Origin of the sequence: Rhodococcus sp. PvP016 (assembly GCF_017832185.1) — a bacterium.
GTDB lineage: Bacteria > Actinomycetota > Actinomycetes > Mycobacteriales > Mycobacteriaceae > Rhodococcoides.
Map to the genome: position 1 here is coordinate 1037003 of NZ_JAFIBH010000001.1, position 19765 is coordinate 1056767.

Below are 19765 nucleotides of genomic sequence, written 5' to 3' on the forward strand. Positions count from 1 at the left end.
GGCTACTCGAGAACACCGACACGGCGTCCGACCGAGAGGGCGACACCGCTGTGAGCAGCGCCCGCAGACGGCGGCGTGGTGCGCCGACTCACGCCCACCGTGGACGAAAACCCTGCTCGTGACCGTTTCATCTCGCGAGAACGGGGCACTCGGACGCTGACGGGGACGCGGATTCACGGGCAATTCGACCGGCTCCGGTACTTGTCGTGCTCGGGTGATCTACCGTGAACGCGTGACCACACCCACCGCCGATTCCCTGTCGTCCGCCGACGTGACGGGCTCGTCGTGGCCGGCCATCCTGACGTGGCGCGCACACAGCGCCCCGCGTATGGAGTCGGTGCGCGTCCAGCTCAACGGCAAGCGGATCAAGGCCGCCGGCCGGATCATCGGCGGCGAGTGCGACGAGCACCCGGCGTTCTCCGCGTCCTACGACCTGGTCACGGACGAATCGGGAGTGACCAAGCGGTTGTCCGTGCGTGCGGCGGTCGCGTCGGGGGAGAAGCAGGTCTCCATCAGCCGCGACTCCGAGGGCTACTGGCTCGTCGACGACGGCTCACCCACCCGCAGCTCGTTCGGCGGTGCGCTCGACGTCGAGCTCGTGTGGAGTCCCTTCTTCAACACGCTCGCGATCCGTCGCCTCGGCCTGCAGACGAACCCGGCCGATCACCAGGTGCCCGTCGTGTACGTGGGTCTGCCGGTCCTCACCGCCCGCGCGGAGACTCTGTCCTACAGCCGAGGTCCGCACGAGTTCGAGGTGGTCTCGCCCGTCGGGACGTCGGCCGTGAGTGTCGACTCGGACGGTTTCGTCGCCGATTACCGGGGACTCGCCGAGCGCATCTGACGGGGCCGACCGTCACGCCCGCCGGGGCAGCCGCTGGATCACACCGCCGCGGCGACCGGCGTCCACGAGATCGTTCTGCCAGGACGGCGAGCCGACGACGACGTCGGTGATCTCCCACCACTGCAACTGCTCGTCGTAGCGCAGTCGCGCCGCATGGCCCGCGGACACCAGTGTCTCGGTCGACGCGTCGGCGACGAGAGCGTCCCTGGCGCCGTTCAACGCGGCGAGGGCCTCGTCGAGCGCGTCGATCAGGGCGGGCGCGTTGGCATCGCACATCGCGCTGACCAGGGCCGGAGCCGTTCCTGCCACGCGGGTGCCGTCGCGGAACGAGCCGGCTGCCAGCCGCAGCGTGAGCTCTCCGCCCTGCGCGCCCACCGCGGCGAGTGCTTCTGCCAGCAGATGCGGGAGATGGGACACGCGGGCGACGGCGCGATCGTGGTCGTCGGCTCGGGCCGGGACGACGACGGATCCGGAGGACAGTGCGAGATCGGCGACCGCGATCCAGGCGTCGGGGTCGGTGTCGTCGTCCACGGTGACGACCCAGACCGCGTTGCGGAAGAGATCGACGTCGGCCGCGAGCCACCCCGAGGCGGACGTGCCGGCCATGGGATGTCCGCCGACGAATCGAGGGGCGAGGCCGGCGCGCTCGACCGCGGCCGCCATCTCCGCCTTCACACTGACGACGTCGGTGAGCACGCAGTGCGGCGCGTGCGCGGCCACCGACTCCAGGACGGTGTCGACCGCCGGCATGGGCACCGCGACGACGACGAGAGCGTCCTCCTCGGCGGCGCGCTGGAGGGCGGAGGCGATGTCCGCCGTGACGTCGTATCCGTCGGCGCGGGCGGCGTCCACGGCGCCGGTCGATCGGTTCCATCCCCATGCCGGGCGACCCGAGTCGACCACGGCGCGCAGTAGCGAGCCCCCGATGAGGCCGAGGCCCAGGACGCAGACGGGGCGGTCGGGTGTGTTCACCGGGGAGAGATTTCCACATCGGCGCCGTCCGCCGGGCGCACGACACCGAAATCTCCCGCTGTTTCCCCTGAACAGGGAGGTCTGCACGCCGGGGCGACAGCGTGGGACTACGGTTGCGCGCATGGCTGCACAGCGCGGAGGCAGTACCTCGTCCCAGGGTCGAGGTGACAACCGCTCCGACGACTACGACGATCTCGAGGGGTTCGCCATCGCGGTCGTCCGCGAGGAGGGCACGTGGACGTGCCGGCCGTTGTCCGCGGACGCCCTGACGAGCCTCAGTGCCGCCGAGACCGAACTTCGTGAACTACGCAGTGCCGGTGCGGTGTTCGGGCTCCTCGATGTCGACGACGAGTTCTTCGTCGTGCTCCGTCCGGCACCGTCGGGCACGCGGGTCCTGCTGTCGGACGCCACCGCTGCGATCGACTACGACATCGCGGCCGACGTCCTGGACCGACTGAACATCGATGTGCCCGATCTGGATCCGGACGAGCTGGACGACGTCGAGCCGTGGGACGAGGGCGATCTGGATCTGCTGAGCGACATGGGTCTTCCCGAGCCGGTCCTCGGCGTCATCCTCGCCGAGTCCGATCTCTACCCCGACGAGCAGCTCGGCATGATCGCCGCGCGACTGGGATTCGCCGCGGAGTTCGCTGCGGTCCTCGACAAGTTGCCTCGCTGACCGTGGTGCCTCTCCATCTGCGTGACGGCTGGATGCGTCGCGCCCTGGAGGTCGCGCGCACCACGCCGGCGGGCGACGTTCCCGTGGGTGCCGTCGTCGTCAACGCCGCAGGTGACGAGATCGCGTCCGCTGTCAACGAACGCGAACACCGTGGGGATCCGACCGCCCACGCGGAGGTGCTCGCGCTCCGCGCCGCCGCCGAGCGGCACGGGGACGGCTGGCGACTCACCGGCTGCACCCTCGTCGTCACGCTCGAGCCCTGCACGATGTGTGCGGGCGCGGCGGTGCTCTCGCGAGTGGACGGGCTGGTGTTCGGGGCCTGGGAACCGAAGACGGGCGCGGTCGGCTCGTTGTGGGACGTGGTGCGGGATCGGCGTCTGACGCATCGACCGGAGGTGGTCGGCGGCGTCCTCGAGACCGACGCGGCCGGTCTGGTCCGGGACTTCTTTCGAACCGCGAACGACGTTTGACGACGTCGATCGACGGGGTATCACTGCCCGGTAGGACACCAGACGCAGCGTTGCGTCGCCCGCCTCGCCGAAACGGAGGGGTGGATGTCATGTTCTTCCACTTCGAAGGAGCACCACATGGGTCTCGACGACAAGATCGGCAACAAAGCAGAAGACCTCAAGGGCAAGGGCAAGGAAGCCGCGGGCAACGCCACCGGCGACCAGGACCTGAAGGCCGAAGGCCAGGGCGATCAGACCTCCGCAGCGTTCAAGGACGGCGCGGAGAAGGTCAAGGATGCAGCGTCCAACATCAAGGACAAGCTCACCGGGCACTGACGCACCCGTGATGTGACTCCTGACGTCGCGATTTCGGTTCCGCGCCACCCATCCGGTAACGTATCCGCCGGTGGCGTGTCCGAGCGGCCTAAGGAGCACGCCTCGAAAGCGTGTGACGGGTAACCCCCGTCCGAGGGTTCAAATCCCTCCGCCACCGCCATGAGCCCCCCACCTGCCTCGGCAGCTGGGGGGCTTTGTCGTTTTACCAACTTCGGGTACACCGACGAGATGAGAAACATGAACGCGATGGAGAACCGCACCCTGGGACGCACCGGCCGACAGGTGTCGTGCGTCGGCCTCGGAACCTGGCAGCTGGGGGCCGACTGGGGTGACGTGTCCGAGGAGGACGCCGTGGCAGTGCTCGACGCCGCCGTGGACAGCGGCATCACTTTCTTCGACACGGCCGACGTGTACGGCGACGGGCGCAGTGAGCGGGTGATCGGCGGATTCCTGGCCGATCGCGGCCTGCGGGACACCGTCACCGTGGCGACCAAGATGGGTCGACGCGTCGACCAGGTGCCGGAGAACTACACGCTCGCGAACTTCCGCACGTGGGTGGACCGGTCGCGCGGCAACCTCGGAGTCGACACTCTGGAACTGGTGCAGCTGCACTGCCCGCCCACCGCCGTGTACGGCGACGACCAGGTGTTCGATGCCCTCGACACCCTCGTCGAGGAGCAGGCGATCGCGCACTACGGCGTCAGTGTGGAGACGGTCGCGGAGGCGCTCGAGGCGATCCGCCGACCGAATGTGGCCACGGTCCAGATCATCGTCAACGCCTTCCGGCTCAAGCCCGTCGAGGAGGTGTTGTCCGTCGCCGCCGACGCCGGTGTCGGCATCATCGCGCGGGTGCCTCTCGCCTCGGGTCTGCTCTCGGGGAAGTACGACGAGTCGACGACGTTCCCCGAGAACGATCACCGCAACTTCAACCGCAACGGCGAGGCCTTCGACGTCGGCGAGACGTTCTCGGGTGTCCCGTTCGAGACGGGCGTGGCGGCGGCGCGGGACTTCTCTGCCCTGGTCGCGAACGCGGCTCCGGAGGGGACGACGGCCGCCGCCGCCGCGATCGCCTGGTTGTGGCAGCACCCGCAGATCTCGACGGTCATCCCGGGAGCCCGCAACGTGGACCAGGCGCGTGCCAACGCCGAGGCGGGGCGCGTCGCGCTTCTCGGCGCCGAGTTCGATGCCGGCGTGCAGAGCATCTACGACCGCTACCTCCGGGACGTCGTCCACTCGAAGTGGTGACGGAACCATTCACAGGCGATTCCCAGGCCACAGCGGTGGCCGCACGTTGAAGCGACAACTAAAGTTCGTGCCATGAAGAAGAAATGGTGGATCACCGGAGCCGTGGTCGTCGTCCTGGCGATCGTGGCGCTCGTCGTCGGACCGCGCATCTACTCGTCGATCGAGAGCAGCGATCCGGCGGCGTCGGTGTCCACCTCCGGTGCCGAGGCGGCGACGGGCGATCTGGACGGTGAGTGGACCGTCACGGCCGGTGACGCAGCGAATCCGACATCGGCCGGGTACACCGTCGCCGAGGTGCTCAACGGCACCGACGTCACGGTCGTCGGCACCACGCCGGACGTCTCGGGAAGCGCCACGATCGCGAACCAGCAGCTCACCGCCGGTGAGATCGTGGTTCAGACCGAGACCATCACCACGGACAGCGATCGGCGCGACAACCAGTTCCGCGGCAACATCTTCGATGTCGCGAACAACCCCACCGCCACGTTCACGGTGACGTCGCCGGTGGACCTGTCCACCGTGCCCACCGACGGCACCACGGCGACCGTCACCCTCGACGGCACGCTGACCCTCAAAGGTCAGACGCGCGACGTGAGCGTCGAGACGCAGGTGCTGCGGTCGGGCGAGACGATCGTCGCCTCCGGCAACATTCCCGCGACGTGGACCGACTACGGCATCGAGCCGCCGTCGCTCGGCTTCGTGACCGTGGATCCGACCGGTTCCGTCGACTTCCTGGTGACGCTCGGGAAGGCCTGAGCCGCCGCGGCCGCGGGAGTCCAGCCCGGAGGCCGGTCGTCATGTCGGGTAGGCCGGAGGCCGGTCGTCATGTCGGGTAGGCCGGAGGCCGGTCGTCATGTCGGGTAGGCCGGAGGCCGGTCGTCATGTCGGGTAGGCCGGAGGCCGGTCGTCATGTCGGGTAGGCCGGAGGCCGGTCGTCATGTCGGGTAGGCCGGAGGCCGGTCGTCATGTCGGGTAGGCCGGAGGCCGGTCGTCATGTCGGGTAGGCCGGAGGCCGGTCGCCATGTCAGGGCGGACCGAAGACGCAGCCGAGTTTCTGTCGCAGAGTCGCCGCCGTCCGCACGTCCCGTGCGATGGCGGCGTACTCGTGTGTCTGGAGCGTCAGGATGTCGAACGTCTGTACCGGAGTCGTCAGCCCGTAGTGCGGTCGGAAGGTCTCGTCCACGTAGGTCCCGAACAGGCGGTCCCACACGATGAGGATGCCGGCGGGACTCCGAGCAAAGGAAGCGGCAGCCACATCAGGATCTCGCCGCTGTTGTTCCACTTCTGCCGTAGAGCGGTGCTGAAATTGAAGTACTCGTTCGCCGCCGCGGTCTACGTGACCGCGGTCACACCGACGTCAGGCGCGATATTCGCGCACCAGCGGGCACTCGAAGGGGTTGCGCTTCGACAGTCCCACCTGGTTGAGGTAGCGGACGACGATGCCGTAGGACTTCACGAGCGACGTCTCGGTGTATGTGACCCCGTGCTTGGCGCAGTGCTCGCGCACCATGGGACGTACCTTCTTGAGGTTCGGCCGCGGCATGCTCGGGAACAGGTGATGCTCGATCTGGTAGTTCAGACCGCCCATCATGAAGTCGGTGACGGGACCGCCGTCGACGTTGCGCGACATGAGGACCTGGCGGCGGAGGAAGTCGATCTTCGCGTTGGCCGGAACCAACGGCATCCCCTTGTGGTTGGGCGCGAACGAGCCGCCCAGCAGAACGCCGAAGACGGCGAAGTGCACGAGGATGAAGCCGACCGCGAGCCCCGCCGGCATCGCGAGGAACGGCAGTGCGAATCCGATGGTGAGGCGCAGCGCGATGAGCGCCAGCTCGAGCTTGCGGTGCTTGATCTCCTTGGAGCCGATCAGCGTGCGCACGCTGGCGACGTGAAGGGCGGCGCCTTCGAGGGTGAGCAGTGGGAAGAAGAGCCAGCCCTGGCGGCGGGTGAACGCACCGTAGAAGCCGGTGCGCTGCGCGACGTACTCGGGGACGAAGGCGATGGGCCCGTTCCCGATGTCGGGATCCTTGCCGATCTGGTTCGGAGCGTTGTGGTGCTTGCTGTGCTTGCCCTGCCACCAGTGCAGCGAGAGCCCTGCGAAGGTGCCGGACAGGATGCGGGCCGTCCACTCGTTCCACTTCGCCGAGTCGAACATCTGACGGTGGGCGCCGTCGTGGCCCAGGAAGCCGAACTGCGTGCTCACCACGGCGAGGGCGACGGCGAGCGCGAGCTGCCACCACGAATCGCCCAGGAGGAACGCACCGACCCAGACGGCGACGAAGGCCGCCACGGTGCCGATGATGCGGGACCAGTAGAAGCCGCGACGGCGGGACATCAGCCCCGAGGCGCGCACGGCGACGGACAACTCGGTGTACGAACTGACGAATCGATCTCTGGGGCGTTCGGCGGTGACGGACACTGGTGCCTCTGTTCTGTGGACGGTCTGGCCACGGTGGCTGTCGGTCGTTCTGGCAGTCGATGCAGTGGTGAGAACCGCGGAGAGGGCGGGAAGTGCTCAGGTCACGCCTCTGTCACAAGTGTGACACAGGCAGGGCACGGCGTCGACAGTCCGAGAGTGTCCGTCGGCTTCTCTCAGTGCATCCACAGACGACGGTCGACGCGGCCGGGCGTGGTCGTACCGCGCGCCGTCGTGGCTGTGGCGTAGTGTTCGGACCACGAGCACGCCGCGGTTCTCACCGGCGCCTCGTTCTCCCCCTCGTGACGGACGACTCGTTCTCCTCACCACCGAACTACTGATGAAGGGGTTTCCATGGAACCCGAACAGATCTTTCTCGCACCCGTCACCGCCGACGCGGAGCCCGTCGAGGCTCCCGCGACGTCCGCTGCCAGGGATGTCGTCAACGCGGCGCCGCCCGTCTACACCCAGCTGTTCTCCGAGAAGAACTGACTCCTCTCGAACGTCTGACATGACTGAACCCCGGGACGACCGGTCCACGTCCACGAGTACCGCGGTCACGACCTCGGTGGCACGACGTATCACGCCCGGCCGTGAGCAGGACTTCGTCGCCTGGACCGATGCCGGAATCAGCGTGCTGCGCACGTTCGACGGGTTCCTGGGCGGCGGGTGGCTGCGTTCCTCGACCGATCCGTATGAGTACTACGTGCTCTACCGATTCGATTCGGACGCTCATCTGCAGGAGTGGCTCTCGTCACCGTTCCGACGCGCCTGGGTCGCGCGTGGTGTGGGCGTGGCGGACGACCATGTGACGCATCGCCTCACGGGGGTCGAAGGGTGGTTCGAGCCACAGTCGACGCTCACCGACGCGGTTCGCGTGGTGGGCGCTCCGCCGCCTCGGTGGAAGCAGGCCATCGTCATCTGGTCGGCGTTCTTCCCCCTGTCGCTTCTGCTGAACACCCTTGTCTCCGAGTACCTCTCGCTGGGTCTGGTGCTCCGAACCCTGCTTGTCACCCTCGTGAGCACACCCCTCATGGTGTACGTCCTGCTGCCGTTCATCACCGCCCGCGTGAAGCGCTGGCTCACTCCCTGACGGTTCGAAACACCACGTTCGCGTGGTGAGCGTCACAAAAGTGCACACCACTGCAAACTTGCCGAACCGTGCAAGTTACGTACTGTGGGATCCGTGAGTTCCGGACTACGCGACCGCAAGAAGGCGGAGACCCGTGCAGCGCTCAGTGCTGCCGCGATCCGTCTCGGGCGGCAACAGGGTTTCGACACCGTGACCGCCGAGGCGATCGCCCGCGACGCGGGGGTGTCGACACGCACGTTCCACAACTACTTCTCCAGCAAGGAAGAAGCGGCGCTGTACTACCTCGAGCAGGCAGCGTTCGAGTGGGTCGACCTGATCGAACACCGTCCGCAGGACGAGGATTTCTGGGACACGGTGCGCGCCATCGTCTTCGAGATCGTCGACGATCCGGAGCGCGAGCTCACCGAGACGGTCGCGGTCGCGCGGTTCGTCGAGGAATCGCCGGCTCTGCTGGCGAAGAAGCTGGAGTTCGACCGCTCGCTCTCCGCGGCGTTCAAGAAGGCCGTGGCCCGGCGCACGGGGCTCGATCCCGATCGGGACCTGTACCCCTCGTTGGTTCAGGCGGCGGTCGGCGCCACCGTCAGTGCCGCACTCGGCTTCTTCGCCGACGCATCCGAGAAAGGCTCCACCACAGCAGAATCCGCCGGCGAGGTGGTCCGTCTCGCCATGCAGCAACTCGAACGGGGCTTCCGAGCGCCACTCACCGGTTCCACCCCGCTCCCGCCCGACTGATCGCGCGTCCGTCCGTCACCCGCAGCACGACACCCCCCGAACGAGGAGAACTCTCATGGCCACCTTCCTGTATCGCATAGGACGGTTCTCGTACCGTCGGAAAGGCATCGTGCTGCCGATCTGGCTCGCCATTCTGGTGTTGGCCGGTATCGGCGCGGCCACGTTGTCCGGCCCGACGAGCACGTCGTTCTCCATCCCGGGAACCCCCGCCCAGGCTGCGCTGGATCTGCAGAAGGAGCGCTTCGGAGGTGGCGAGGACCCGCTCACGTCGGCGTCCGCGCAGTACGTGTTCCAGGCGCCCGCGGGCACCACGCTCGACTCGCCCGAGAACACGGCGGCCATCGACGGCGTCATCGCGAACATCCGGGGCATCGCCGCCGTGAAGGACACGGCCAAGGCCGATCCCGCGGCCGGCCCGGTGCCCGAGGGTGCCATGCCGCTCCTCGATCCGATCGCCGGCAACCAGGCGATCGTCGATCAGTACGCGCAGGCCGGTCTCGCGCCGGACGTCGCGGCCGCGAACGCCGCGGCCGTGTCTCCGCTCTCACCGGACAAGACCATCGGCATCCTCGACGTGCCCATCACCGGCACCGTCACCGATGTCACGGCCGAGATCCGCACCGAGCTGACCGACGCCGCCCAGCCCGCCCGTGACGCAGGGCTCACCGTCGAGATCGGTGGCAGCGCCATGCAGGCCGCCGAGCCGCCCGGCGGCACCGCCGAGCTGATCGGCCTGGCCGTCGCCGCCGTCGTTCTCGTCGTCATGTTCGGATCGCTCGTCGCCGCCGGACTGCCGCTCATCACGGCCATTGTCGGCATCGGCGTCACCAGTCTGACGATCACCACCGCGTCGGGCTTCGCGGAGCTCACCCAGTTCACGCCGATCCTCGCCATCATGATCGGCCTGGCCGTCGCCATCGACTACTCGCTGTTCATCGTCGCCCGGTTCCGTAACGAGCTGAGCGAGACGGACGACCGTGAGGAAGCCGCGGCACGCGCCGTGGGAACCGCCGGCAGCGCCGTCGTCTTCGCCGGCACCACGGTGCTCATCGCGCTGGTGGCTCTGCGCGTCGTCGGCATCCCGTTCCTCTCCCAGATGGGTCTGGCCGCAGGCTTCGGTGTCTTCGTGGCCGTCCTCGTCGCGCTGACCATGCTGCCCGCCGTCCTCGGACTCTTCGGCAGGAAGGCGTTCGCCGGCAAGATCCGCACCGTGCCGGACCCCGAGCACGACGACAAGCCGACCAACGGTCTGCGGTGGGTGCGTCTGGTCATCAAGCGCCCCGCGCTGGTGCTGATCGCGGGCATCGTGATCCTCGGCGTGATCGCCGGGCCCATGACCTCACTGCGCCTGGCACTGCCGTCGGTCGCCACCGCAGAACCCGGAACGCCGGCGCGCGAGGCGTACGACCTCGTCGACCAGGGGTTCGGTCCCGGCCGCAACGGCCAGCTGCTCATGGTCGTCGACGCGAGCGAGGTGCCCGAGGCCGACCGTGCCGCGGCCTTCCAGGCCGTCGTCGACAAGGCCGCGTCCGAGTCGGACGTGGTGAATGCTCAGCAGGCCGGCGTGAACCCGGCCGGTGACACCGCGTTGGTGTCGGTCACGCCCAAGAGCTCGCCGATCAGCGAGGACACGCAGAACCTGGTGACCGCGCTGCGCGACGCCGAGGGTGGACTGCAGTCCGAGTACGGAGTGACCTACGGCGTCACCGGACAGACGGCACTCGAGATCGACGTCTCCGAACGACTCCAGGACGCGCTGGTGCCCTACCTCGCCGTCGTCGTCGGGTTGGCGTTCCTGCTGCTCATGGTCGTCTTCCGCTCCATCCTCGTCCCGCTGACCGCGACCCTGGGCTTCCTGCTCAGCGTGCTGGCCACGTTCGGCGCGACGGTGTTCATCTTCCAGGAGGGTGGACTGGGCCTGATCTCCAATCCGCAGCCCATCGTCAGCTTCATGCCGATCTTCCTGATCGGTGTGGTGTTCGGTCTGGCGATGGACTACCAGGTGTTCCTGGTGTCCCGCATGCGTGAGGCGTACGTCCACGGCGCGAACGCGAGCGATGCCATCGTCACCGGCTTCAAGTACGGCGCCCGCGTCGTCGCGGCCGCGGCGGTCATCATGATCTCGGTGTTCGCCGCGTTCATGCTGGAACCGGACTCGTTCATCAAGTCCATCGGCTTCGCTCTCGCGGCCGCCGTGTTCTTCGACGCCTTCATCGTCCGCATGATCCTGATCCCCGCCGTCATGGCGCTTCTCGGCGACAAGGCCTGGTACCTGCCGAAGTGGCTGGACAAAATTCTGCCGAACGTGGACATCGAAGGTGAGAAACTCGTCCGCAGGACGGACGGGCCTGCACCGACGAGCCGAGACTGATTCGATGAACTGCACCCACCACGCCTGCCGTCCGACGGGTCCGGTCGAGAAGGAAGGATGCACGACGTGTTGATCTCACTTCTCCGCCGGTATCTGGCGCCGTACCGCGGCGCACTGACAGGCGTGGTGGTGCTGCAGTTCGTGGCCACCGTCGCATCGCTGTACCTGCCCAGCCTCAACGCCGACATCATCGACAACGGCGTGACGACGGGCGACACCGGCTACATCCTGTCGACCGGCTCGATCATGCTGGCCGTCTCCGCCGTGCAGATCGCGTGCTCGATCGGCGGCGTCTACTTCGGAGCGCGCGCTGCCATGGCGGCCGGCCGCGACATCCGCGGGGCGCTCCTCGACCGCGTCGGCACCTTCTCGGCGCGCGAGGTCGGGACGTTCGGCGCTCCGTCGCTCATCACCCGCAACACGAACGACGTGCAGCAGGTGCAGATGGTGGTCCTCATGGGTTGCACCATCCTGGTGATGGCGCCGATCATGTGTGTCGGCGGCATCGTCATGGCTCTGCGCGAGGACTTCGGACTGTCGTGGCTCCTGGGCATCGCCGTGCCGGCGTTGGCGCTGAGCATGGGCTTCGTCGTGGTCCGCATGGTCCCGGCGTTCAAGGTCATGCAGAAGCGCATCGACACGGTCAACCGCGTTCTGCGCGAGCAGATCACGGGCATCCGCGTGGTGCGCGCCTTCGTGCGCGAGCCGTACGAGGTGGATCGCTTCGACGACGCCAACACCGCGCTCACCGCCACCGCACTGCAGGTCGGCCGTCTGATGGCGCTCATGTTCCCGGTGGTCATGCTCATCAGCAACGTCACCAGCGTCGCGGTGATCTGGTTCGGTGGTCACGCCGTCGACGAGGGACGCATGGAGATCGGGTCGCTGACGGCCCTGCTGAGCTACATCATGCAGATCCTGATGTCGGTGATCATGGCGTCGTTCATCGCGATGATGATCCCGCGCGCCAGCGTGTGTGCCGAGCGCATCACCGAGGTGCTCGACACGAACTCGTCCGTCGTGCCCTCGGCGAAGCCCGTCGTCTTCGCCTCGGCGCCGTCGACGGTGGAGTTCGACAAGGCCGGCTTCGCGTATCCCGCGGCCGACCATCCGGTGCTCTGCGACGTGACGTTCCGGGCGACCGCCGGAACCACCACAGCCGTGATCGGCAGCACCGGCTCGGGCAAGACGACGCTGATCAACCTGATCCCGCGTCTCATCGACACGACCGACGGAGTGGTGCGCGTGGGCGGAACCGATGTGCGAGAAGTCGATCCGGAGGCGCTGCGAGCGGAGATCGGACTGATCCCCCAGCGGCCCTTCCTGTTCTCCGGCACCATCGCCTCCAATCTTCGTTACGGCAAGGAGGACGCCACGGAGGCCGAGATGTGGGACGCACTCGAGGTGGCGCAGGCCGCCGACTTCGTCCGCGAGATGCCCGAGGGTCTCGAGACCCCCGTCGCCCAGGGCGGCACCACCGTCTCCGGTGGGCAGCGTCAGCGACTGGCCATCGCCCGCGCCATCATCCGGCGCCCGAGCATCTACGTCTTCGACGACGCGTTCTCCGCTCTCGACCTGACGACGGACGCGAATCTCCGAGCGGCGCTGCGCCCCATCACACGTGACGCCTGCGTCATCGTCGTCGCGCAGCGGGTGTCCACCATCCGCGACGCGGACAGCATCGTGGTGCTCGACGACGGCAGGATGGTCGGCCTCGGTACGCACGACGAGCTGCTCGAGACGTGTCCCACCTATGCCGAGATCGTCGACTCGCAGCGCACCGCGGCGGGTGTCGCATGACGCGGCCCGGCGGTCCTCCCGGTCCCGGTGCTCCCGGCACCAAGGCGATGAGCTTCGGACCGTCCGTGAAGCGGCTGCTCCGCAGGCTCCTGCCCCAACGCATGCTGCTCTCGGTGGTGCTCGTCTTCGCCGTCGCCAGCGTGGTGCTCACCGTTCTCGCCCCGAACATCCTGGGCCGAGCCACAAACCTCATCTTCGACGGCATCGTCGGCCGTTCGCTCGACCCCTCGCTGTCCAAGGAGCAGGTTGTCGACGGTCTTCGCGCCTCGGGTGAGGGCACACGCGCCGACATGGTGTCGAGCATGGACGTCGTCCCCGGTCGGGGAGTCGACTTCGACGCCGTCGGCAAGGTCCTGGTCCTCGTCCTGATCCTCTACATCGGGTCCGCACTGCTGTCCTGGGTGCAGGGCTACATCCTCAACATCGCCCTGCAACGCGTCATCAAGCGTCTGCGTACCGACGTCGAGACCAAGATTCACCGGTTGCCGTTGCGCTACTTCGATTCTCACAAGCGCGGCGACGTGCTCTCGCGAGTCACCAACGACATCGACAACGTCTCGCAGAGTCTGCAGCAGACACTCAGCCAGCTCGTGGTCTCGGTGCTCACGGTCCTGGGCATCCTCGGCATGATGCTGTGGATCTCGCCGCTGCTCGCACTGGTCGCGATCCTGACGGTGCCGCTGTCGATCGTGGTGACGACGATCATCGCGAAGCGCTCGCAGCCGCACTTCATCGCGCAGTGGAAGCAGACCGGCGCACTCAACGCACAGGTCGAGGAGGCCTACACCGGACACGAGCTGGTCAAGGCCTACGGCCGTCAGCACGAGACGGCGCGGGTGTTCCACGAGAGCAACGAGGAGCTGTACCAGGCGAGCTTCCGGGCGCAGTTCATCTCCGGAATCGTCATGCCCGCCATCATGTTCCTGGGCAACCTCAACTACGTCGCCATCGCCGTGGTGGGCGGACTGCGCGTCGCGTCCGGCACGCTGAGCCTGGGCGAGGTGCAGGCGTTCATCCAGTACTCCCGCCAGTTCACGCAGCCGCTCACGCAGATCGGCTCGATGGTCAACCTGCTCCAGTCGGGTGTCGCCTCGGCAGAGCGCATCTTCGAGATCCTCGACGCAGAGGAGGAGGGCGCCGATCCGTCGGCACCCGTCACCCCCACCACGCGCAGTGGACGCGTCGAGTTCCGGGACGTGTCGTTCCGCTACGAGCCGGAGCGTCCGCTCATCGACGGGCTGTCTTTCGTGGCGGAGCCCGGCCAGATGGTCGCGATCGTCGGCCCCACCGGTGCCGGCAAGACCACGCTCGTGAACCTCGTGATGCGGTTCTACGACATCGATTCCGGCTCGATCACGCTCGACGGTGTGGACACGCGCGACATGACGCGGGCCACCCTGCGATCGCGCACCGGCATGGTGCTGCAGGACACCTGGCTGTTCGGCGGTAGCATCCGCGACAACATCGCGTACGGCAACAGTGGCGCCACCGAGGAGTCGATCATGGAGGCGGCGCGGGTGAGTTACGTCGACCGTTTCGTGCACTCGCTGCCCGACGGCTACGACACCGTCATCGACGAGGAGGGCAGCAACGTCAGTGCGGGCGAGAAGCAGTTGATCACCATCGCGCGCGCGTTCCTCGCCGACCCGGCCGTGCTGATCCTCGACGAGGCCACCAGTTCCGTCGACACCCGTACCGAGCTGCTGGTGCAGAAGGCCACCGCGGCCCTGCGGAGCGATCGCACGAGTTTCGTGATCGCGCACCGCCTCTCGACCATCCGTGACGCCGATCTGATCCTGGTGATGGAGAACGGGTCCATCGTGGAGAAGGGCACGCACGACGAGCTCATCGCGGCGCGCGGCGCCTACCACCGTCTCAGTGCGTCCGGCCTGCAGGAGCAGCAGTTGGCGTCTGGTTCGATGGGGGCATGACCGACCTCTTCACAGTCGAGACCCGTATCGAGGACCATCTCGGTCGAACCGGCACCCTGCGGACGCCGCACGGCGACATCGAGACCCCCGCGTTCATCGCCGTCGGCACCAAGGCCACCGTCAAGGCGGTGCTGCCGGAGTCGATGAAAGAGCTGGGCGCACAGGCGGTTCTGGCGAATGCCTACCACCTGTACCTGCAGCCGGGCTCCGACATCGTGGACGAGGCCGGGGGACTGGGAAAGTTCATGAACTGGGACGGCCCGACGTTCACCGACAGCGGCGGGTTCCAGGTGATGTCGCTCGGCGTCGGGTTCAAGAAGGTGATCTCGATGGATGCCACCCGGGTGGAGTCGGACGACGTCATCGCCGAGGGCAAGGAGCGACTCGCGCACGTCGACGACGACGGCGTGACGTTCAAGTCCCACCTCGACGGATCGCGGCACCGCTTCACTCCCGAGGTGTCGATGCAGATCCAGCACCAGCTCGGCGCGGACATCATGTTCGCGTTCGACGAGCTGACCACGTTGATGAACACCCGTGCGTACCAGGAACAGTCGCTGGACCGTACGCAGGCGTGGGCAGTGAGGTGCATCGCCGAACACGAGCGGCTGACGGCGGAACGCGTCGGCAAGCCTTACCAAGCGCTGTTCGGTGTGGTGCAGGGTGCGCAGTACGAGGATCTGCGTCGGAAAGCGGCACACGATCTCGAGACCATCGTGGGTGAGACCGGGCGCGGATTCGACGGCTACGGCATCGGCGGCGCATTGGAGAAGCAGAACCTCGGCACCATCGTCCGCTGGGTGAACGAGGAACTGCCCGAACACAAACCGCGCCACATGCTGGGGATCAGCGAGCCGGACGACTTCTTCGTCGCCATCGAGAACGGTGCCGACACGTTCGACTGCGTGAATCCGTCACGCGTGGCCCGGAACGCGGCGATCTACACCCCGGACGGGCGCTTCAACATCAACACCGCGCGGTTCCGTCGGGACTTCACGCCGATCGACGAGGAGTGCGACTGTTACACCTGCGCGCATTACACGCGGGCGTACATGCATCACTTGTTCAAGGCGAAGGAGATGCTGGCCTCGACCCTCGCCACCATCCACAACGAGCGGTTCACAGTGAAGCTGGTCGACGACATCCGCGCGTCCATTCGCGCCGGGCGGTTCCAGGAGTTCAAGAAGGAGACGCTCGCGCGCTTCTATTCCTGAGCCGCAACTCCCCCGCGAGTACGTCCATAGTGTCGTGATGTCGTGCTCGACAGCGACAGTATCGACGTACTCGCGGGGCAGGGGTGGGGTCAGTCCGGGGAGTAGGTCGGCTCGCGCTTCTTGATGTACGCGATGACGGCGTAGGTGATCGGGAGCACGAGCACCTCGACGAGGGTCTTCCACAGGAAGCCGACGATGACGTAGTTCACGAAGTCGGCACCCGTCGTGATGCCGATGACGCCGGCCGCGATGCTGCAGAAGATCAGCGTGTCGAAGAATTCGCCGACCACCGTCGACCCGATGAGGCGGGCCCACAGGTGCTTCTCCTTGGTGCGCTCCTTGATCTTCACCAGCACGATAGAGTTCAGCAGCTGACCGACGGTGTAACCGGCGAGTCCGGCGAGGACCAGGCGCGGCACGACGCCGACGACGGTCTCGAGGGCGGCCTGATTCTCGTAGAAGGAGGCGGCGGGGAGCTCGATGGCGATCCAGAAGCAGACCGACGTGAGCAGGAGTGAGCCGAAGCCCAGGTAGATGGCGCGGCGCGTCGCCTTGAGCCCGTACACCTCGCTGAGCACATCACCGAGGATGTACGCGAGGGGGAAGAGGAAGAACGCGCCGTCGGTGTTGATGGGGAGGATCTGGAAGGGCCCGAGCGAGACGTCGGACGCGGCGAAGAAGGCGACACCCTTGCTGGCGGCCACGTTCGAGATCAGCAGTGTCGCGACGAAGAGCGCGACGATGGCGGGGTAGTAGCCCCGGCTGATGTGGGCGAACGAGGCCTGTCCAGACGGAGTGTCGCCGTCGGTGGCGGTGGAGTTGGTTGCAGTCACCGGTCGATCCAAGCACCGAGACGACGACGGGCGCGAATCCCCGGAGGGATCCGCGCCCGATGTCGGTGCGTGCGGAGGCTACTTCTTGACCACCTGGGTGCCACCGGCGAACTGATCGTGCTTGCCCTGCTTGGTGGGGCTCGAGTTGACCGTGACGGCGATGACGATCACGGCGATGAACGCGAGCAGGCTACCGAGGAACGGGATGACGTTGAGCAGCGTGAACGCGTTGCGGATGGCGGACTGCTGCAGCGTCGGTCGCGGCGTGCCGGCGGGACCGTGCACCTGGAGTCCGAGGATCTTCTTGCCGAGCGTCGCGCCCTGGCTGACCTCGAGGCCGACGAAGTACGCGAACGTCAACACGCCGGAGAACAGCCCGGTGACGAGGATGTTGTCGGTCGCACCGAAGATCGCGGCGAGAATCAGCGCGACGATGCCGACGATGATCCCGTCGATGATGCGCGCGCCCAGTCGGATACCGAGCCCACCGGGCTGACCGCCGCCGGGCACTCCACCGAAGTTCGAGCCACCGTAGTTGGTGGTGTTGTCGAACTGCGGGGGCGTCGGGTAGCCACCCTGCTGGGGGTAGCCACCCTGCTGCGGCGGCGGGTAGTTGCCCTGTTGCGGCGGGGGGTAGTTGCCCTGTTGCGGCGGGGGGTAGTTGCCCTGCGAGGGCGGCGGGTAGGACCCCTGCGACGGGGGCGGGTAGGAACCCTGCTGCGGCGGCGGGTAGCTGCCGGGGTTCTGCGGATCCTTGCTCGGGTCGAAACCGCCTGTGGTCATGATGTCCTTCTCGTACGGGTTGACGTGTCGTGTCGGAGTCTTCTCGCGGCCACCTTACGTCCGATACGCCCCGACCGGTGTGCGATGTTCCGTTGCAACGGGGTCTCGATCAGTGACCGAGCACGAACCACGGCTCCCTCGGGAGCAGGTCCAGGGACCAGTGCGAGGCCAGGTCGGACAGCGATTCGCGCGTGCGCTCGGACGGAACCCCGATCGACGACGCGATCTCGGCGCGGACGTCGGACACGGTCTGCCCCGCGGCGAGTCGGTCACGCAGGGTCACGGCGCCGTCTCGCTTGGCGAGGCGCTTGCCCGTCGGTCCGAGAGCGAGCGGGACGTGCACGTACTCCGGGATCTCCACGCCGAGCAGACCGGCCAGGTAGGCCTGACGCGGCGTCGACGCGAGCAGGTCGTCCGCGCGAACCACCTGGTCGACGCTCTGGAACCCGTCGTCGACGACGACGGCGAGGTTGTAGGCGGGAACGCCGTCCGTGCGCTGGAGGACGAGGTCGTCGACCACGCCCGTGAACTCGCCGACGAGGGCGTCTGTCACGGTGAACGACCGGGCGTCCGAACGCAATCGCAGTGCCGCGCGTCGGCCCTCGGCGCGGCGGGACGCGCGTTGCGCCTCGGTGAGGTTCCGGCAGGTTCCGGGGTACGCACCCTCGGGAGCGTGCGGTGCGGACGCGGCCTGCTGGATCTCGCGGCGGGTGCAGAAACACTCGTAGACACGGCCGTCGGCGGCGAGGGTGGCGATGGCCGCGGCGTAGGACTCTCGACGATCCGATTGCCGCACCACCGGCCCGTCGACGGTGATGCCGACGGCGGCGAGATCGTCGAGCTGACGTTGTTCGGCGCCCGGTCGCACGCGATCGAGGTCCTCTACGCGCAGGACGAATCCGCGTCCGGTTCCGCGGGCGAGGAGCCAGGCGAGCACCGCCGTACGAAGATTCCCGATGTGCAGGTCGCCGGAAGGGCTCGGTGCGAAGCGGCCGTTCACTCGCCGCGACCCATGAGCTCGTCCCGTCGGGACGCGACCTCTGCCCGCAGCGCGTCGACCACCACCTCGACCTCGGGGCGGCGCAGCGTCTCGCCACGCACGACCAGCCAGTAGGCCAGGGTGACCGACACCTCCGGGCGCAGGATGCGCACGAGATCGTGGTGACGGTCGGCCATGAAGCACGGCAGCAGGCCGATACCGGCGCCCGCCCGCGTGGCCTCGACGTGCACGAAGACGTTGGTCGAGCTCACCGAACTCCGCATCACCGGGACGTCCGACGACGGGGGAGCGTCACCGACGGCGACCGAGCGCGCGAGATCGAGGTCGTCGACGTGGAGCATCGACTCGACGAAGTAGACGAGGGGATGGCCGGCGAGGTCGCGTCGGGTGGTGATGGTGTCGTGGTGCTCGAGGTACTCGGGAGTGGCGTACAGACCGAGGCCGTACTCGCCGAGGTGCACGGCCTCGGCGCGGTGGACCTGAGGCGTACCGACGACGATCTCGATGTCCATTCCCGACCGCTGCTGCGAGGCGCGTCGGGTCGCGGCCACCAGTTCGACGGACACCTCGGGGTGCCGTTCCTGCACGCTGACGGCGGCCGGCGCCGCGATGTAGGCGCTGAAGCCGTCGGTCGCGGAGATGCGGACGACACCGCGCAGCGACGCACCACCCGGGTCGACGAGACCGCGCACCACGCTGTCGACCGTCTCGGCCGCGGCGAGCGCGTGTCGGCCCAGGTCGGTGAGTTCCCAGCCGCCCGAGATGCGGACCAGTACCCGACCACCGAGCGATTTCTCCAAGGAGGCGATGCGGCGCGACACCGTCGTGTGATTGACGCCGAGGCTGTCCGCGGCGGCGGTGAAGCGGCCGCTGCGCCCGACGGCGAGGAGGACGAGAAGATCGTCCGCGCTGGGCGGCGTGTGCGCCGAGGAGCGTCCGGACGAGGTCATGTGTGCATCTTTGCAGTTCGGTCGTGCGTGCGCGGCCATTGTGCGGCGTGGTGATCTGCGTCGATACTCGACTCAGCGTGTGCCGTGGATCACTGTCCCGGCACCGGAGACTCAGCAAGG

General features: G+C 67.6%; 19 protein-coding genes, 1 tRNA gene and 1 pseudogene. 14 read left to right on the forward strand and 7 right to left on the reverse strand.

Annotated elements, in window-relative coordinates; translation table 11 throughout:
• Positions 1–232: 232 nt before the first annotated feature.
• A complete protein-coding gene (locus tag JOE30_RS04775; protein ID WP_269320107.1) occupies positions 233–841 on the forward strand; it encodes a putative glycolipid-binding domain-containing protein in 609 nt (202 codons plus the stop codon).
• Positions 842–853: 12 nt separating this feature from the next.
• On the opposite strand, the gene JOE30_RS04780 is transcribed toward JOE30_RS04775, so the two are convergent.
• A complete protein-coding gene (locus JOE30_RS04780; protein ID WP_307806066.1) occupies positions 854–1813 on the reverse strand; it encodes a prephenate dehydrogenase in 960 nt (319 codons plus the stop codon).
• A gap of 121 nt (positions 1814–1934) precedes the next feature.
• Between JOE30_RS04780 and JOE30_RS04785 the strand changes: the two genes are divergently transcribed.
• From JOE30_RS04785 to JOE30_RS04810, 6 genes are all read left to right on the forward strand, one after another.
• Positions 1935–2492: a tRNA adenosine deaminase-associated protein gene (locus JOE30_RS04785; protein ID WP_204869600.1), complete on the forward strand. Its 558-nt coding sequence runs from the start codon at positions 1935–1937 to the stop codon at positions 2490–2492.
• Positions 2493–2524: 32 nt separating this feature from the next.
• On the forward strand, positions 2525–2962 hold the full coding sequence (locus JOE30_RS04790) for a nucleoside deaminase (protein ID WP_204870777.1): 438 nt from the start codon (positions 2525–2527) through the stop codon (positions 2960–2962).
• Positions 2963–3079: 117 nt separating this feature from the next.
• Positions 3080–3277 (forward strand): CsbD family protein, encoded by a 198-nt coding sequence (locus JOE30_RS04795; RefSeq protein ID WP_204870778.1) that lies wholly within the window; start codon positions 3080–3082, stop codon positions 3275–3277.
• A 69-nt stretch (positions 3278–3346) separates the two neighbouring features.
• A tRNA-Ser gene (locus JOE30_RS04800) sits at positions 3347–3437 on the forward strand.
• A gap of 68 nt (positions 3438–3505) precedes the next feature.
• A complete protein-coding gene (locus JOE30_RS04805) occupies positions 3506–4522 on the forward strand; it encodes an aldo/keto reductase (RefSeq protein ID WP_239532485.1) in 1017 nt (338 codons plus the stop codon).
• 72 nt (positions 4523–4594) lie between these two features.
• Positions 4595–5278 carry a YceI family protein gene (locus tag JOE30_RS04810; protein ID WP_204869601.1) on the forward strand — a complete coding sequence of 228 codons (684 nt, stop codon included), beginning with the start codon at positions 4595–4597 and terminating at the stop codon, positions 5276–5278.
• 268 nt (positions 5279–5546) lie between these two features.
• On the opposite strand, the pseudogene JOE30_RS04815 reads toward JOE30_RS04810, so the two are convergent.
• Together JOE30_RS04815 and JOE30_RS04820 are read right to left on the reverse strand one after the other, a co-directional pair.
• Positions 5547–5845 (reverse strand): annotated as a pseudogene (locus JOE30_RS04815) (C-5 sterol desaturase); the annotation flags it as partial.
• Between the two features lie 34 nt (positions 5846–5879).
• Positions 5880–6941 carry a fatty acid desaturase gene (locus tag JOE30_RS04820; RefSeq protein ID WP_371831706.1) on the reverse strand — a complete coding sequence of 354 codons (1062 nt, stop codon included), beginning with the start codon at positions 6939–6941 and terminating at the stop codon, positions 5880–5882.
• Positions 6942–7292: 351 nt separating this feature from the next.
• Between JOE30_RS04820 and JOE30_RS04825 the strand changes: the two genes are divergently transcribed.
• From JOE30_RS04825 to tgt, 7 genes are all read left to right on the forward strand, one after another.
• Complete coding sequence (locus JOE30_RS04825) at positions 7293–7430, forward strand: hypothetical protein (protein WP_204869602.1); 138 nt, start codon at positions 7293–7295, stop codon at positions 7428–7430.
• Positions 7431–7449: 19 nt separating this feature from the next.
• Positions 7450–8031: an antibiotic biosynthesis monooxygenase gene (locus tag JOE30_RS04830; protein ID WP_027506614.1), complete on the forward strand. Its 582-nt coding sequence runs from the start codon at positions 7450–7452 to the stop codon at positions 8029–8031.
• A 93-nt stretch (positions 8032–8124) separates the two neighbouring features.
• On the forward strand, positions 8125–8763 hold the full coding sequence (locus JOE30_RS21195; protein ID WP_307806067.1) for a TetR family transcriptional regulator: 639 nt from the start codon (positions 8125–8127) through the stop codon (positions 8761–8763).
• A gap of 55 nt (positions 8764–8818) precedes the next feature.
• On the forward strand, positions 8819–11134 hold the full coding sequence (locus tag JOE30_RS04840) for an MMPL family transporter (protein ID WP_204869604.1): 2316 nt from the start codon (positions 8819–8821) through the stop codon (positions 11132–11134).
• 66 nt (positions 11135–11200) lie between these two features.
• Positions 11201–12934 (forward strand): ABC transporter ATP-binding protein, encoded by a 1734-nt coding sequence (locus JOE30_RS04845; RefSeq protein ID WP_204869605.1) that lies wholly within the window; start codon positions 11201–11203, stop codon positions 12932–12934.
• The gene (locus JOE30_RS04850) at positions 12931–14865 is read left to right on the forward strand and encodes an ABC transporter ATP-binding protein (protein WP_204869606.1); all 1935 of its coding nucleotides are present in this window, start codon (positions 12931–12933) and stop codon (positions 14863–14865) included. Before JOE30_RS04845 ends, JOE30_RS04850 begins: the two co-directional genes overlap by 4 nt.
• Positions 14862–16079: a tRNA guanosine(34) transglycosylase Tgt gene (tgt, locus tag JOE30_RS04855; protein WP_204869607.1), complete on the forward strand. Its 1218-nt coding sequence runs from the start codon at positions 14862–14864 to the stop codon at positions 16077–16079. The genes JOE30_RS04850 and tgt overlap by 4 nt, the downstream gene beginning before the upstream one ends.
• Before the next feature lie 89 nt (positions 16080–16168).
• On the opposite strand, the gene JOE30_RS04860 is transcribed toward tgt, so the two are convergent.
• The 4 genes from JOE30_RS04860 to JOE30_RS04875 form a co-directional block, all read right to left on the reverse strand.
• Positions 16169–16912 carry a queuosine precursor transporter gene (locus JOE30_RS04860; RefSeq protein WP_204869608.1) on the reverse strand — a complete coding sequence of 248 codons (744 nt, stop codon included), beginning with the start codon at positions 16910–16912 and terminating at the stop codon, positions 16169–16171.
• Positions 16913–16990: 78 nt separating this feature from the next.
• Positions 16991–17695: an RDD family protein gene (locus JOE30_RS21780; protein WP_204869609.1), complete on the reverse strand. Its 705-nt coding sequence runs from the start codon at positions 17693–17695 to the stop codon at positions 16991–16993.
• A 109-nt stretch (positions 17696–17804) separates the two neighbouring features.
• Complete coding sequence (gluQRS, locus tag JOE30_RS04870; protein ID WP_204869610.1) at positions 17805–18695, reverse strand: tRNA glutamyl-Q(34) synthetase GluQRS; 891 nt, start codon at positions 18693–18695, stop codon at positions 17805–17807.
• Positions 18692–19645, reverse strand: a complete 954-nt coding sequence (locus JOE30_RS04875; RefSeq protein ID WP_239532487.1) for a LysR family transcriptional regulator — start codon at positions 19643–19645, stop codon at positions 18692–18694. The genes gluQRS and JOE30_RS04875 overlap by 4 nt, the downstream gene beginning before the upstream one ends.
• Positions 19646–19765 lie beyond the last annotated feature (120 nt).

Excerpts from the sequence above, each read along its gene's own strand:
- JOE30_RS04795 (WP_204870778.1), top strand. The coding sequence starts at position 3,080 with ATGGGTCTCGACGACAAGATCGGCAACAAAGCAGAAGACCTCAAGGGC.
- JOE30_RS04840 (WP_204869604.1), top strand. The coding sequence starts at position 8,819 with ATGGCCACCTTCCTGTATCGCATAGGACGGTTCTCGTACCGTCGGAAA.
- JOE30_RS04830 (WP_027506614.1), top strand. The coding sequence starts at position 7,450 with ATGACTGAACCCCGGGACGACCGGTCCACGTCCACGAGTACCGCGGTC.
- JOE30_RS04785 (WP_204869600.1), top strand. The coding sequence starts at position 1,935 with ATGGCTGCACAGCGCGGAGGCAGTACCTCGTCCCAGGGTCGAGGTGAC.
- JOE30_RS04825 (WP_204869602.1), top strand. The coding sequence starts at position 7,293 with ATGGAACCCGAACAGATCTTTCTCGCACCCGTCACCGCCGACGCGGAG.
- JOE30_RS04810 (WP_204869601.1), top strand. The coding sequence starts at position 4,595 with ATGAAGAAGAAATGGTGGATCACCGGAGCCGTGGTCGTCGTCCTGGCG.
- JOE30_RS21780 (WP_204869609.1), bottom strand. The coding sequence starts at position 17,695 with ATGACCACAGGCGGTTTCGACCCGAGCAAGGATCCGCAGAACCCCGGC.
- JOE30_RS04850 (WP_204869606.1), top strand. The coding sequence starts at position 12,931 with ATGACGCGGCCCGGCGGTCCTCCCGGTCCCGGTGCTCCCGGCACCAAG.
- JOE30_RS04875 (WP_239532487.1), bottom strand. The coding sequence starts at position 19,645 with ATGACCTCGTCCGGACGCTCCTCGGCGCACACGCCGCCCAGCGCGGAC.
- tgt (WP_204869607.1), top strand. The coding sequence starts at position 14,862 with ATGACCGACCTCTTCACAGTCGAGACCCGTATCGAGGACCATCTCGGT.
- JOE30_RS04790 (WP_204870777.1), top strand. The coding sequence starts at position 2,525 with ATGCGTCGCGCCCTGGAGGTCGCGCGCACCACGCCGGCGGGCGACGTT.
- JOE30_RS04805 (WP_239532485.1), top strand. The coding sequence starts at position 3,506 with ATGAGAAACATGAACGCGATGGAGAACCGCACCCTGGGACGCACCGGC.